Origin of the sequence: Pseudomonas sp. NPDC089547 (assembly GCF_050280665.1) — a bacterium.
In the GTDB taxonomy this organism is placed as follows: Bacteria; Pseudomonadota; Gammaproteobacteria; order Pseudomonadales; family Pseudomonadaceae; genus Aquipseudomonas.
This window is the reverse complement of the sequence record NZ_JBNNVS010000010.1, coordinates 44,216-58,813: the sequence shown is the minus strand read 5'-3', so window position 1 is coordinate 58,813 and position 14,598 is coordinate 44,216. Positions and strand designations below refer to the sequence as shown.

Genomic DNA, 14,598 nt, shown 5'->3' with positions numbered 1-14,598 from the left:
TATGAACATCCGCCCAATCCGCAACGATGACGACTACCGGGCCGCTCTCAAGGAGATTTCTCCGCTGTTTGAGAGTGAGCCAGAATCTGGCACGCCAGAGGGAGATGCTTTTGAGGTCATGATCACCTTGATCGAGGCTTACGAGAGCAAGCATTTTCCAGTGGAGTTGCCAGACCCGATCGAGGCCATCAAGTTTCGCATGGAACAGTCCGGCCTCACCGCTGCCGATCTGGCTCCTGCCATCGGTAAGACAAACCGGGTCTATGAAGTGCTGAACCGTAAGCGCTCTTTGACGCTGCCCATGATATGGAAGCTGCACGATCTGTTTGGTATTCCGGCAGAAAGCCTGATCAAGCCCGTGAAGATGGCTTAAAGGCCACCAGAATCTATCTTTGGAGGCTGTGGTGGACGCATTTCATGTGCAGGACATCCACGAGGTCAAGCATCAACAACCGGACGCGCTGCCCTGGGCGCAAAGCATGCACTCTCTGATCACCCAAGCGAGGTTTTTGCAGGCTGCCTACAGGGCTTTGTTGATACCGTCCTGATTGATCCCAGCGTTCGGTACTCATTGCTCTATGGAAAAGAAAAACCCCGGCACCAAGGCCGGGGTTTCTCCTATAAGGCGACAGTAACTCGGCCATTTGCGAAAATTAATACGCCCATCGACTTAAATCAGAAGTCCAAGTTAGAAACCGACAGCGCGTTGCTTTCAATGAACTCACGACGCGGCTCGACTGCATCACCCATCAGGGTGTTGAAAATCTGGTCAGCAGCGATCGCATCCTCAATGGTGACCTTGAGCATACGGCGCACGGTTGGGTCCATGGTGGTTTCCCACAGCTGGTCCGGGTTCATCTCACCCAGCCCTTTGTATCGCTGGATGGTATGACGCTTGGTGGTCTCGTTCATCAGCCAGTCGAGGCCTTCCTTGAACTCGACGATTGCCTTGCGACGCTCACCGCGCTGCACGTAAGCACCTTCACCCAGCAGGCTCGACAGCTTGGCACCAATGTTCACCACCGTGCGGTAGTCATTGCTGCCGAAGAAGTCGCGGTTGAAGGTGACGTAGCTGGCCAGGCCGTGGGAGGTGACTTCCACTTCCGGCAGCCATACGTTGCGTTCTTTGTCTTCACGCAGGCTGGCGTTGTAAACCAGGCCAGACTTCTGGCTGTTGTTCAGGCGCGCCTGGAACTGGGCCAGCCAGGCTTGCATCACAGCGTGGTCACCCAACTGCTCCAGCGTCACCTCTGGCAGGTAGATGAAGTGCTCGGTGATGTCTTCCGGGTACAGGCGCGAAAGGCGCTTGAGGGTTTTCATCACGCTGCGGAACTCGTTCACCAGGCTTTCCAGCTGCACACCGGAAACCGCTGGCGCCGACTCGTCCAGGTGCAGGCTGGCATCCTCCAGGGCCGACTGGGTCATGTACTCTTCCATGGCCTCGTCGTCCTTGATGTACTGCTCCTGCTTGCCTTTCTTCACCTTGTACAGTGGAGGCTGGGCAATGTAGATGTAGCCACGCTCGACCAGTTCTGGCAGCTGACGGAAGAAGAAGGTCAGCAGCAGGGTACGGATGTGCGAACCGTCGACGTCAGCATCGGTCATGATGATGATGTTGTGATAACGCAGCTTGTCGATGTTGTACTCTTCGCGGCCGATACCACAGCCCAGCGCGGTGATCAGCGTGCCCACTTCCTGGGACGAAATCATCTTGTCGAAGCGTGCTTTCTCGACGTTGAGGATTTTACCCTTCAACGGCAGGATCGCCTGGGTACGACGGTTACGGCCTTGCTTGGCCGAGCCACCAGCGGAGTCACCCTCCACCAGGTACAGTTCGGAAAGGGCAGGGTCCTTTTCCTGGCAGTCCGCCAGTTTGCCCGGCAGGCCAGCGATATCCAGCGCACCTTTGCGGCGGGTCATCTCACGGGCTTTTCGTGCTGCTTCACGTGCACGAGCGGCGTCGATCATCTTGCCAACAACCGCCTTGGCCTCGTTCGGGTTTTCCAGCAGGAAGTCAGCGAAGTACTTGTTCATTTCCTGCTCCACGGCGGTTTTCACCTCCGAGGAGACCAGCTTGTCTTTGGTCTGCGAACTGAACTTGGGGTCCGGCACCTTCACCGAGATGATCGCGGTCAAGCCTTCACGGGCGTCGTCACCCGTGGTTGCCACCTTGTTCTTCTTGGCCAGGCCTTCCTGCTCGATGTAGCTGTTCAGGCTACGGGTCAGCGAAGAACGGAAGCCAACAAGGTGCGTACCACCGTCGCGCTGTGGAATGTTGTTGGTGAAGCACAGCAGGTTTTCGTTGAAGCTGTCGTTCCACTGCAGAGCGACTTCCACACCCACGCCATCGTCACGCTGAACGTTGAAGTGGAACACCTGGGAGTTTACCGGCGTCTTATTGGTGTTCAGGTACTCGACGAACGCACGCAGGCCGCCTTCGTACTTGAAGAACTCTTCCTTACCGCTGCGCTCATCCTTCAACAGAATGCCAACGCCCGAGTTCAGGAACGACAACTCGCGAATACGCTTGGCCAGGATGTCCCAGCTGAAGTGGATATTCTTGAAGGTCTCAGCCGACGGTTTGAAGTGGATGTGAGTACCAGTGGTTTCGCTCTCACCCACAACTGCCATCGGCGCTTGGGGTACGCCGTGAACGTAGGTCTGTTCCCAGATCTTGCCGCTACGGCGAACGGTCAGCACCAACTTCTCGGACAGGGCGTTCACCACGGAAACACCCACGCCGTGCAGGCCGCCGGATACCTTGTAGGAGTTATCGTCGAACTTACCGCCAGCGTGCAGTACGGTCATGATGACCTCGGCTGCGGAAACGCCTTCTTCTTTATGCACGTCAACCGGAATGCCGCGACCGTTGTCGCGCACACTGATGGATTCGTCAGGGTGGATGATGACGGTGATGTCATCGCAGTGACCGGCGAGGGCTTCGTCGATCGAGTTGTCGACCACCTCGAAGACCATGTGGTGCAGGCCGCTACCATCATCGGTGTCGCCAATGTACATGCCGGGACGCTTGCGTACGGCATCCAAACCTTTCAGCACCTTGATGCTGGAGGAGTCGTACGTTTGATTTTCGCTCATGCCTTCACTCCCGATGGTCGTGGGTCTGGGTGATACGGCCTTGTTCCACGTGGAACAAAGCAACTGGCGTTTCCGTCTGCCAGCCTTCCCTCAGTAATTCGTGGTCTACACAGGTGATGAACACCTGGCAGCGTAATTCTTCAAGCAAGCGGCACAGCGCGCGGCGATGCTTATCGTCCAGTTCGGACGGCAAGTCATCCACGAGATAAATACAGTGACCGCGGCGAGCCTGACTAACGAGGTGGCCTTGGGCAATACGCAATGCGCACACCACCAGCTTTTGCTGACCACGCGACAGGATGTCGGCTGCGTTGTTGGCAGCCAGACGAAGACGCAGATCAGCACGCTGCGGACCGGCCTGGGTATGGCCCATCTGCTGATCGCGAAGGAGAGAGGAGGCGAGTACTTCTTGCAGTTCCCGGTCCTTGTCCCAGCCTCGGTAGTAGCTCAGGGTCAACCCGTCCAGCTCGACCAGTTCGCTCAGGGTTCGCTCGAAGACGGGCTTCAAGGCCTTGATGTAATTGCGACGGTATTCATCTATTTCCGCGCTGGCCAGGCACAACTCCCGGTCCCAGGCGGCTTGCGAAGCTGGGTCAAGTGTACCATGCCGCAACCATGAGTTCCGCTGCCGCAGCGCCTTCTGCAGCCGTTGCCAGGCTGGCAGAAAACGAGGTTCCACGTGGAACACACCCCAATCCAGGAATTGGCGGCGGATCTTAGGGGCGCCTTCCAACAGGCGGAAACTGTCTGGATTGATAAGCTGAAGCGGTAGCAACTCCGCCAGTTGCGCAGCGCTGCGAGCATTTTGCCCATCAATTCGAATCGAGAACTCCCCCTGGCGCTCCCGAGACACACCCAGTTTACTGGTGCCTCCCTCGGTCAACTCCACTTCGCCGAATACGGTACACGCAGGCTGTTCGTATTGAATAACCGGATTCAGACGGGTACTGCGAAATGAGCGAGCCAGCCCAAGCAGATGCACGGCTTCAAGCACGCTGGTCTTGCCACTGCCGTTGGCGCCGTAAAGGATGTTGATGCGGGGGGAGGGTGAGAGTGTCACCGGGTGCAAGTTGCGCACCGCGGTGACCATGATACGTCGAAGGGACATGTCGCCTGCTACAGGTTACAGGCGCATCGGCATGACAACGTAGGAAGAATCGTCATTGCCAGCTTCCTGCAGCAGGGCACTGCTGTTGGAATCAGACAGAATCAGACGAACTTGCTCAGTAGTCATAACGCCCAGCACGTCCAGCAGGTAGCTGACGTTGAAGCCGATTTCCAGCGAGCTACCTTCGTAGTCCACGCTGATTTCTTCTTCCGCTTCTTCCTGCTCGGGGTTGTTGGCCTGGATCTTCAACTGGCCAGCAGCCAGTTGCAGGCGAATACCACGGTATTTCTCGTTGGAGAGAATCGCAGTACGGCTGAAGGCTTCACGCAGGGCCTGACGGTCACCGACCACCAGTTTGTCGCCGCCTTTGGGCAGTACGCGCTCGTAGTCCGGGAACTTGCCGTCCACCAGCTTGGAGGTAAAGGTGAATTCACCGGTAGTGGCACGAATGTGATGTTGGCCCAGAACAATGCTGACCATGCCTTCCGGGTCGGTCAGCAGGCGCGCCAGCTCCAGAATACCTTTGCGCGGCACGATGACCTGGTGGCGATCTTCCTGCTCGATCGGCGCGGTCATGGAGCACAGCGCCAGACGGTGACCATCAGTGGACACTGCGCGCAGGGTATTACGGGAAACCTCCAGCAGCATGCCGTTGAGGTAGTAACGCACATCCTGCTGAGCCATGGCGAAGCTGGTGCGCTCGATAAGGCGGCGCAGCTTGCTCTGTTCAAGATTGCAGGTCAGCGACCCCGGGCCTTCTTCCACAGTCGGGAAGTCATTGGCTGGCAGGGTCGACAGGGTAAAGCGGCTGCGGCCGGCCTTTACCAACAGTTTCTGCTCGTCGACCTTGATATCGATCAGGGCGTCGTTCGGCAGGCTTTTGCAAATGTCCATCAGCTTGCGCGCCGGCACAGTGATTTCGCCAGGCTCGGCCGGCTCTTCCAGTTGTACGCGGCCTACCAGTTCGACTTCCAGGTCGGTACCGGTCAACGACAGTTGCTGGCCTTGCACGACCAGCAGTACGTTGGACAGGACCGGCAAGGTCTGACGGCGCTCTACGACACCGGCGACCAGTTGCAGGGGTTTCAACAGGGCTTCGCGTTGAATGGTGAAATGCATGGTCTAGTCCCTTGCCTTCAATTAGCTGCGCAGACGGCCATCAGGTCGTCAGCGTCCGCAGCAGGTTCTTGTAGTCCTCGCGGATGTCCGCGTCGGATTCCTTCAATTCGTTGATCTTGCGGCAGGCATGCAGCACGGTCGTGTGGTCGCGGCCACCAAACATGTCGCCGATTTCCGGCAAACTGTGGTTGGTCAGCTCCTTGGAAAGGGCCATGGCCACCTGGCGCGGGCGTGCGACAGAGCGCGAACGACGCTTGGACAACAGATCAGAGATCTTGATCTTGTAGTACTCGGCGACGGTGCGCTGAATGTTATCCACACTGACCAGTTTGTCTTGCAGCGCCAACAGGTCTTTCAGCGACTCGCGGATCAGCTCGATAGTGATATCGCGGCCCATGAAGTGCGAGTGCGCGATGACCCGTTTCAGTGCACCTTCCAGCTCACGTACGTTGGAACGAATACGTTGAGCAATGAAGAAGGCCGCATCATGCGGTAGCTCGACCTTGGCCTGGTCAGCCTTCTTCATCAGGATGGCCACGCGGGTTTCCAGCTCTGGTGGCTCGACAGCCACCGTCAGGCCCCAACCAAAGCGCGACTTCAAGCGCTCTTCCAGGCCTTCGATCTCCTTTGGATAACGGTCAGAGGTAAGGATTACCTGCTGGCCACCCTCAAGCAGGGCGTTGAAGGTGTGGAAAAACTCTTCCTGAGAGCGCTCTTTGCGGGCAAAGAACTGGATGTCGTCGATCAGCAACGCATCCACCGAGCGGTAGAAGCGCTTGAATTCGTTGATGGCGTTGAGCTGCAGGGCCTTGACCATGTCTGCGACGAAACGCTCCGAATGCAGGTACACGACCTTGGCGTTCGGGTTCTTCTTCAGCAGGTGGTTACCCACAGCATGCATGAGGTGGGTCTTACCCAAGCCTACGCCACCGTAGAGGAACAGTGGGTTGTAACCATGCTTGGGGTTATCAGCCACCTGCCAGGCAGCTGCACGCGCCAGCTGGTTCGACTTACCTTCGACGAAGGTGTCGAAGGTGAAGGTGCGGTTCAGGTAGCTGGTGTGCTTGAGCGCACCTTCAACCTGCACGGTGCGCTGTTCGGTCCGGGCGCTGCTGGCGGGTGCCGTTGCCGGCTCGGCCATGGCATCGAAGCTGTCACGCGAGGACTGCTCGGCCAGTTCATTGACCAGCACAGGCTCCACGGCCGCAACAGTAACCGGCTCGACCGCCGCCACTGCCGGCACGGCTTTTGGCGCCTGGCTTTGCGCCAGCGAAGCTGCCACAGCTGCACTGACCGGCGCGTTGGGCGCAGCGCGTGGGGCCGAGCTGCGGCGGCTGCCTATTAACAAGGAAAGGGCAGGCGCGATACCGCTGCCGTTTTCACCCAACAGCTCGAGCAAACGGCCCAGGTACTTTTCATTGACCCAATCGAGAACGAAACGGTTAGGCGCATAGACGCGCAACTCGTCGCCTTCGGCTTCGACCTGTAGCGGACGGATCCAGGTGTTGAATTGCTGGGCAGGCAGTTCATCGCGCAGAAGCTCTACGCACTGCTGCCAAAGTTCCACTGACACGGATATCCCCTGAGTTTGAAAGCCGGATGAGGCAAAAGCAAACCGCCATTGTACCGGTCGAGCGATCAGTTATCCACATGTGGACACGTTAGGATCCATGACAAAACAGCCATTTATCGACCAAAACGGCTTCACCGGACTGTGAATAAGCTCTGTGGATAACCCGGCATGAGGGCTATGCACAACCCTGAGTCCTGACCTGTTGATAACTCACCTGTGGGTAAGTGGTGTTTTAATCCACAGGTTTCGACCACGATCAAAACAAGCGCAGCACCGCTTGAGAACAACGTTATGAAACTCTGTACATCACGTGTTTCAGGGCCTGCACGCTGTTATCCACAGAAGGTTATCCACTTAAGATTTATAAGTTCTTCAGAAAAGCTTTTTATATGTCTCTTCTTTTTTTCATGTTGTCCCTTCCTCGTGTGTCCGATCAAGCACTCTTTGGCGATGACCGAACCTGCACCGTCCATCCCGTGCTCTATATGGAAAGGCTGGTTGGAAATTGACCTATGGGCTTGCTTTCTCTAGAATCGCCGGTCTCTTAAAAAGGGGGCCATCCCGGCCCGTCGTCGACAAACCAGGTAACACGCCATGAAACGTACTTTCCAACCAAGCACCATCAAGCGCGCCCGCACCCACGGTTTCCGTGCCCGTATGGCTACCAAGAACGGCCGCGCTGTTCTGTCGCGTCGTCGTGCCAAAGGCCGTAAGCGTCTGGCCATTTGATTTTTCGGCACAGGTGGTGAGTCAGGACTTCAGTCGGGAAAAGCGACTGCTTACACCCCGACATTTCAAAGCGGTCTTCGACTCCCCAACCGGCAAGGTTCCAGGGAAAAACCTGCTGATCCTTGCTCGCGAGAACGGTCTCGATCACCCACGGCTTGGCCTGGTGATCGGCAAGAAGAGCGTCAAGCTCGCTGTTCAACGCAACCGCCTCAAGCGCTTGATGCGCGATTCCTTTCGTCTTAACCAGCAATCGCTTGCTGGCCTGGACATCGTGATCGTCGCGCGCAAGGGATTGGGTGAAGTAGAAAACCCGGAATTGCACCAACACTTTGGCAAGCTCTGGAAACGCTTGGCTCGCAGCCGGCCAACCCCAGCAGTCACCGCCAATTCCGCAGGGGTAGACAGCCAAGATGCGTAAACTGGCACTCGTTCCGATCCAGTTTTACCGTTACGCCATTAGTCCTCTGATGGCCAGTCACTGTCGTTTTTTCCCCAGTTGCTCCTGTTACGCTTATGAAGCCATCGAAAACCATGGCCTCTGGCGTGGTGGGTGGCTGGCCGTTCGTCGCCTGGGGCGTTGTCATCCGTGGAATGACGGCGGTTTCGACCCCGTTCCACCCGCTCCTTCCTCCCGAACTTCTTCGATAGCCGAGTAATCATGGATATTAAACGCACGATCCTGATCGCCGCGCTGGCAGTCGTGTCCTACGTCATGGTCCTGAAGTGGAACGATGACTACGGCCAGGCTGCCCTGCCGACTCAGAATACTGCTGCCAGCACTGTTGCTCCGGGCTTGCCCGATGGCGTACCGGCCGGTAACAACGGCGCCAGTGCCGATGTACCGAGCGCCAACGCCGAATCGAGCCCTGCCGAGCTGGCACCTGTCGCACTCAGCAAGGACCTGATCCGGGTCAAGACCGACGTCCTGGAACTGGCTATCGATCCAGTTGGTGGTGACATCGTCCAGTTGAACCTGCCGAAGTACCCACGCCGTCAGGACCACCCGAACATCCCGTTCCAGTTGTTCGACAACGGTGGTGAGCGTGTTTACCTGGCACAAAGCGGCCTGACCGGTGCCAACGGCCCGGATGCCCGCGCCAGCGGCCGTCCACTGTATGCCGCCGAACAGAAAAGCTACCAACTGGCCGACGGCCAGGAACAACTGGTGGTTGATCTGAAGTTCAGCGACAACGGCGTCAACTACATCAAGCGCTTCAGCTTCAAGCGCGGTGAGTACGACCTGAACGTCAGTTACCTGATCGACAACCAGAGCGGCCAGGCCTGGAGCGGCAACATGTTTGCCCAGCTCAAGCGTGACGCCAGTGGCGATCCGTCCTCCAGCACTGCCACCGGCACTGCAACCTACCTGGGTGCAGCCCTGTGGACAGCTTCCGAGCCTTACAAAAAGGTCTCGATGAAGGACATCGACAAAGGTAGTTTGAAAGAAAATGTGTCCGGCGGCTGGGTTGCCTGGCTGCAGCACTACTTCGTGACCGCCTGGATTCCGGCAAAATCGGACAACAACGTTGTCCAGACCCGCAAGGACAGCCAGGGCAACTACATCATCGGCTACACCGGCCCGGCCCTCAGCGTACCTGCAGGTGGCAAGGTCGAAACCAGCGCCATGCTGTACGCCGGCCCGAAGATCCAGTCCAAGCTCAAAGAGTTGTCCCCAGGCCTGGAACTGACCGTCGACTACGGCTTCCTGTGGTTCATCGCCCAGCCGATCTTCTGGCTGCTGCAACATATCCACAGCCTGCTGGGTAACTGGGGCTGGTCGATCATCGTGCTGACCATGCTGATCAAAGGCCTGTTCTTCCCGCTGTCGGCTGCCAGCTACCGCTCCATGGCGCGCATGCGTGCCGTAGCGCCGAAGCTCGCTGCGCTGAAGGAACGCTTCGGTGACGATCGCCAGAAGATGTCCCAGGCGATGATGGAGCTGTACAAGAAAGAGAAGATCAACCCGCTGGGCGGCTGCCTGCCGATCCTGGTGCAGATGCCGGTATTCCTGGCCCTGTACTGGGTACTGCTGGAAAGCGTGGAAATGCGCCAGGCCCCTTGGATGCTGTGGATTACCGACCTGTCGATCAAGGATCCGTTCTTCATCCTGCCGATCATCATGGGCGCCACCATGTTCATCCAGCAGCGCCTGAACCCGACGCCGCCGGATCCGATGCAGGCCAAGGTGATGAAAATGATGCCGATCATCTTCACCTTCTTCTTCCTGTGGTTCCCGGCTGGTCTGGTGCTGTACTGGGTTGTGAACAACTGCTTGTCGATTTCGCAGCAGTGGTACATCACCCGTCGTATCGAAGCAGCCACCAAAAAAGCTGCTGCTTGACCGGCTAGTACGCTAGCCTGTGAATAAAAAACGCCCCCTAGTGGGGCGTTTTTGCTATCTGTCGTTTTTGTCGTAGAGGCTTTCGAGCATGAACACTGTGCGTGAAACCATTGCCGCCATCGCTACCGCCCAAGGCCGTGGTGGTGTGGGTATTGTCAGGTTGTCCGGCCCGCTGGCAGGCAAGGCCGGGCAGTTGATCACCGGCCGTACCTTGACCCCTCGCCATGCCCACTATGGCCCGTTTCGCGATGATGAAGGGCTGGTGTTGGACGAGGGCATTGCGCTGTTCTTCCCCGGGCCGAACTCGTTCACCGGTGAAGATGTGCTTGAACTGCAGGGGCACGGTGGTCCGGTGGTCCTGGACATGCTGCTTCAGCGCTGTGTACAAGTCGGCTGCCGCCTGGCACGGCCAGGGGAATTCAGCGAGCGTGCCTTCCTCAACGACAAGCTCGACCTGGCCCAGGCAGAAGCTATCGCTGACCTGATCGAGGCCAGCTCCAGCCAGGCGGCGCGCAATGCCCTGCGCTCGCTGCAAGGCGAGTTCTCCAAACGTGTACACAGCCTGACCGAGGCGCTGATTGCCCTGCGCATCTACGTCGAGGCGGCTATCGACTTTCCTGAGGAAGAGATCGACTTCCTAGCCGATGGCCACGTGCTGTCGATGCTCGATGCAGTGCGCGGCGAGTTATCCACCGTGCAGCGTGAGGCCGGGCAGGGTGCCTTGCTGCGTGACGGCATGACTGTGGTCATCGCCGGCCGGCCGAATGCCGGCAAGTCGAGCCTGCTGAACCAGTTGGCCGGCCGGGAAGCGGCAATTGTCACCGATATCGCCGGCACCACCCGGGACATCCTGCGCGAACATATCCACATCGACGGGATGCCGCTGCACGTGGTCGATACTGCGGGTTTGCGTGATACCGACGACCATGTGGAAAAAATCGGCGTGGAACGCGCCCTGAAGGCCATTGGCGAGGCTGACCGTGTGTTGCTGGTGGTCGACTCCACTGCACCCGAAGCCAGCGACCCGTTCGCGCTGTGGCCGGAGTTTCTCGATCAGCGGCCTGACCCGGCCAAGGTTACGCTGATTCGCAACAAGGCCGACCTGAGTGGCGAGCGGGTGGGGCTGGAACAGTGCGATGACGGGCATGTGACCATTACCCTCAGCGCCAAAGGCGACGATACAGGGCTGCAACTGCTGCGCGACCATCTGAAGGCCTGCATGGGTTACGAACAGACTGCAGAGAGTGGTTTCAGTGCCCGCAGGCGCCATCTGGATGCCTTGCGCCAGGCCAGCGAGCATCTGGAGCACGGCCGTGCTCAACTGACCCTGGCGGGCGCAGGGGAGTTGCTGGCAGAGGATTTGCGCCAGGCACAACACGCGCTTGGGGAAATCACCGGAGCATTCAGCTCGGATGACCTGCTGGGGCGGATTTTCTCCAGCTTCTGCATCGGCAAGTAATCCACAACCAGGCAAAACCAATAGCCGCTCCTTCGGGAGCGGCTTTTTTTTGCATGAAATTCTTACTGAGCAAGGCGAACTGAGCACCTGTGGGAGCGGGCGCGCCCGCGAAGAGGCGCATAAAACCTCCAAAACCCTATGGATGGACCGACGCTTTCGCGGGCATGCCCGCTCCCACCTTGTCCGCGCCAGCCTGCTGCTACAAAAATTTTTTCACCCAGCAGCGAAATCTGCTTTCAGGAGCCCTGTGGAAAACCCCGCTTCAGCTCCGTTGATAAGCGGGCTTTTTTTCTGAGGGAAAATCCGGCTGTGGGTAAAGTGGCATTTAATCCACAGGCTAAATCGCGTTATCCATAGCCCTCATGGCACTCCAGCCACAGGGTTTAATTTCTCTCTACACAGCATGAATACTGAGCTACAGATGTTTATCCACAGACAGACATGTGCATAAGAATAAACATAAAAACAAAGCTTTTATAAATTTCTTCATGTGATTTCTGTTGTTTGCCACTCATCCACAGACTGGTCAAAATTTGCTCAGATGGTTTCTTTAAAGGGGGTGAAGTCCCTATACTTGGCCGCTTACCTTCTCTATTCGCAAAAACAGGCACGAGGTGCGTGGTGGATTTCCCTTCCCGTTTTGAAGTGATCGTCATCGGCGGCGGCCATGCCGGTACCGAGGCTGCGCTTGCGTCTGCACGCATGGGTGTGAAAACCCTGCTGTTGACCCATAACGTGGAAACCCTCGGTCACATGAGCTGCAACCCCGCCATCGGCGGTATTGGCAAAAGCCATCTGGTCAAAGAGATCGATGCCCTCGGCGGCGCCATGGCGCTGGCCACCGACAAGAGCGGCATCCAGTTCCGCGTTTTGAACAACCGCAAGGGCCCGGCCGTACGCGCCACCCGTGCACAGGCCGACCGCGCCATCTACAAGGCAGTGGTGCGTGAAATCCTGGAAAACCAGCCGAACCTGTGGATATTCCAGCAGTCCTGCGACGACCTGATCGTCGAACAGGACCAGGTCAAAGGCGTGGTGACTCAGATGGGTCTGCGTTTCTTCGCCGAATCGGTGGTGTTGACCACCGGTACCTTCCTTGGCGGCCTTATCCACATTGGTTTACAGAACCATTCCGGCGGTCGCGCCGGTGATCCGCCTTCGATTGCCCTGGCCCACCGCATGCGTGAACTGCCGCTGCGCGTCGGTCGCCTGAAAACTGGTACACCGCCGCGTATTGATGGCCGTTCGGTGGACTTCTCGGTCATGACCGAGCAGCCAGGCGATACGCCGATCCCGGTGATGTCGTTCATGGGCAATGCCGAGATGCACCCACGTCAAGTGAGCTGCTGGATTACCCACACCAACGCGCGCACCCACGAGATAATTGCCTCCAACCTTGACCGCTCGCCGATGTATTCGGGCGTGATCGAGGGCGTCGGCCCGCGCTACTGCCCTTCGATCGAAGACAAGATCCACCGCTTCGCCGACAAGGAAAGCCACCAGGTGTTCATCGAGCCGGAAGGCCTGACCACCCACGAGCTTTACCCCAACGGCATTTCCACTTCGTTGCCGTTCGACGTGCAGCTTGAGTTGGTGCGTTCGATTCGCGGTATGGAAAACGCCCACATCGTGCGCCCGGGCTACGCCATCGAGTACGACTACTTCGACCCGCGTGACCTCAAGTACAGCCTCGAGACCAAAGTGATCGGTGGCCTGTTCTTCGCCGGGCAAATCAACGGCACAACCGGTTACGAAGAAGCCGGCGCACAAGGCTTGCTGGCGGGTACCAACGCTGCACTGCGCGCGCAAGGCCGCGAAAGCTGGTGCCCGCGTCGCGATGAAGCGTACATCGGGGTACTGGTCGACGACCTGATCACCCTGGGTACCCAGGAGCCGTACCGCATGTTCACTTCGCGTGCCGAGTACCGCCTGATCCTGCGTGAAGACAACGCCGACCTGCGCCTGACCGAAAAAGGCCGTGAACTGGGCCTGATCGATGACCAGCGCTGGGCCGCCTTCTGCGCCAAACGCGACGGCATCGAGCGTGAGGAACAGCGCCTGAAGTCGACCTGGGTGCGCCCGAACACCGAGCAAGGCCAAGCCATTGTGGATAAGTTCGGCACCCCGCTGAGTCACGAGTACAGCCTGCTCAACTTGCTCGCGCGCCCGGAAATCGACTATGCCGGCCTGATCGAGGCAACCGGTGGTGAGACGATTGATCCACAGGTCGCCGAACAGGTCGAAATCCGCACCAAGTACGCCGGCTACATCGACCGCCAGCAGGATGAAATCGCCCGCCTGCGTGCCAGTGAAGACACCGTCCTGCCTGTGGATATCGACTACTCGACAATTTCCGGCCTGTCCAAGGAGATCCAGGGCAAGCTTGGCCAGACCCGTCCGCAAACCCTGGGCCAGGCCTCGCGCATTCCTGGCGTGACACCGGCGGCGATATCCCTGTTGCTGATTTACTTGAAAAAACGCGGCGCTGGCCGCGAATTGGAGCAAAGCGCTTGAGTTCCCTGGTCACCCCGCAACACGCCGAAGAGTTGTCCACAGGTGCGCGCCAGCTCGGTGTCGAGTTGGGCCCCGAGCATCACGAAAAACTGCTCGGCTACCTGGCCCTGCTGATCAAATGGAACAAAGCCTACAATCTCACCGCCGTGCGCGACCCGGACGAAATGGTGTCGCGCCATCTGCTCGACAGCCTCAGTGTCATGTCGTTTATCCACAGCGAGCGTGACAACTGGCTGGATGTCGGCAGCGGCGGTGGCATGCCCGGCATCCCGTTGGCTATCCTGCACCCGCACAAGCGTGTGACGGTGCTGGACGCCAATGGCAAGAAGACCCGCTTCCTGACCCAGGTGAAAATGGAGCTGAAACTGGACAACCTCACGGTTATCCACAGCCGGGTCGAAGCCTTCCAGCCGGCACAACCGTTCGACGGAATCATCTCCCGCGCCTTCAGCAGCATGGAGAACTTCACCAACTGGACCCGCCATCTGGGCGACACCGGGACGCAATGGCTTGCAATGAAGGGGCTGCATCCTGCCGATGAACTGGTAGCATTGCCCGCAGACTTCACAGTGGAAAGCGAACAGGCCCTGACCGTTCCGGGTTGCCAGGGCCAGCGCCATCTGCTGATACTGCGCCGCAAGGCATGACTGGGAACACGC

At 58.2% G+C, this 14,598-nt stretch carries 12 protein-coding genes; 8 read left to right on the top strand and 4 right to left on the bottom strand.

From position 1 onward, the window contains the following. The first annotated feature begins 1 nt into the window (after window position 1). The gene (locus ACQKPZ_RS09600) at window positions 2-373 is read left to right on the top strand and encodes a helix-turn-helix domain-containing protein (protein WP_427537188.1); all 372 of its coding nucleotides are present in this window, start codon (window positions 2-4) and stop codon (window positions 371-373) included. 302 nt (window positions 374-675) lie between these two features. Here ACQKPZ_RS09600 and gyrB read toward each other — a convergent pair whose 3' ends face one another. Genes gyrB through dnaA form a run of 4 tightly spaced genes read right to left on the bottom strand, consistent with a single transcriptional unit; the run spans window position 676 to window position 6,896 of the window. After that, the gene (gene gyrB / locus ACQKPZ_RS09595) at window positions 676-3,096 is read right to left on the bottom strand and encodes a DNA topoisomerase (ATP-hydrolyzing) subunit B (protein ID WP_427537185.1); all 2,421 of its coding nucleotides are present in this window, start codon (window positions 3,094-3,096) and stop codon (window positions 676-678) included. 4 nt (window positions 3,097-3,100) lie between these two features. Further along, a complete protein-coding gene (gene recF / locus ACQKPZ_RS09590) occupies window positions 3,101-4,204 on the bottom strand; it encodes a DNA replication/repair protein RecF (RefSeq protein ID WP_403200383.1) in 1,104 nt (367 codons plus the stop codon). Between the two features lie 15 nt (window positions 4,205-4,219). Beyond that, the gene (dnaN, locus tag ACQKPZ_RS09585) at window positions 4,220-5,323 is read right to left on the bottom strand and encodes a DNA polymerase III subunit beta (RefSeq protein WP_016497344.1); all 1,104 of its coding nucleotides are present in this window, start codon (window positions 5,321-5,323) and stop codon (window positions 4,220-4,222) included. A gap of 40 nt (window positions 5,324-5,363) precedes the next feature. After that, window positions 5,364-6,896, bottom strand: coding sequence for a chromosomal replication initiator protein DnaA (gene dnaA, locus ACQKPZ_RS09580; protein ID WP_391131841.1), 1,533 nt, complete (start codon window positions 6,894-6,896; stop codon window positions 5,364-5,366). Between the two features lie 594 nt (window positions 6,897-7,490). Here dnaA and rpmH point away from each other — a divergent pair. The 7 genes from rpmH to rsmG all read left to right on the top strand — a co-directional run bounded on the left by rpmH (window position 7,491) and on the right by rsmG (window position 14,586). Continuing rightward, window positions 7,491-7,625 (top strand): 50S ribosomal protein L34, encoded by a 135-nt coding sequence (rpmH, locus tag ACQKPZ_RS09575; protein ID WP_003253163.1) that lies wholly within the window; start codon window positions 7,491-7,493, stop codon window positions 7,623-7,625. A 13-nt stretch (window positions 7,626-7,638) separates the two neighbouring features. Further along, window positions 7,639-8,043 carry a ribonuclease P protein component gene (gene rnpA / locus ACQKPZ_RS09570; protein WP_391132041.1) on the top strand — a complete coding sequence of 135 codons (405 nt, stop codon included), beginning with the start codon at window positions 7,639-7,641 and terminating at the stop codon, window positions 8,041-8,043. Then, window positions 8,036-8,281: a membrane protein insertion efficiency factor YidD gene (gene yidD, locus ACQKPZ_RS09565; RefSeq protein WP_075046823.1), complete on the top strand. Its 246-nt coding sequence runs from the start codon at window positions 8,036-8,038 to the stop codon at window positions 8,279-8,281. Before rnpA ends, yidD begins: the two co-directional genes overlap by 8 nt. 2 nt (window positions 8,282-8,283) lie before the next feature. Next, window positions 8,284-9,966 (top strand): membrane protein insertase YidC, encoded by a 1,683-nt coding sequence (gene yidC / locus ACQKPZ_RS09560; protein ID WP_391131839.1) that lies wholly within the window; start codon window positions 8,284-8,286, stop codon window positions 9,964-9,966. A gap of 88 nt (window positions 9,967-10,054) precedes the next feature. After that, complete coding sequence (gene mnmE, locus ACQKPZ_RS09555) at window positions 10,055-11,425, top strand: tRNA uridine-5-carboxymethylaminomethyl(34) synthesis GTPase MnmE (protein ID WP_427537182.1); 1,371 nt, start codon at window positions 10,055-10,057, stop codon at window positions 11,423-11,425. 621 nt (window positions 11,426-12,046) lie between these two features. Next, window positions 12,047-13,939 (top strand): tRNA uridine-5-carboxymethylaminomethyl(34) synthesis enzyme MnmG, encoded by a 1,893-nt coding sequence (gene mnmG, locus ACQKPZ_RS09550; RefSeq protein ID WP_391131157.1) that lies wholly within the window; start codon window positions 12,047-12,049, stop codon window positions 13,937-13,939. Then, on the top strand, window positions 13,936-14,586 hold the full coding sequence (gene rsmG, locus ACQKPZ_RS09545) for a 16S rRNA (guanine(527)-N(7))-methyltransferase RsmG (protein WP_427537180.1): 651 nt from the start codon (window positions 13,936-13,938) through the stop codon (window positions 14,584-14,586). Before mnmG ends, rsmG begins: the two co-directional genes overlap by 4 nt. Window positions 14,587-14,598: the final 12 nt, after the last annotated feature.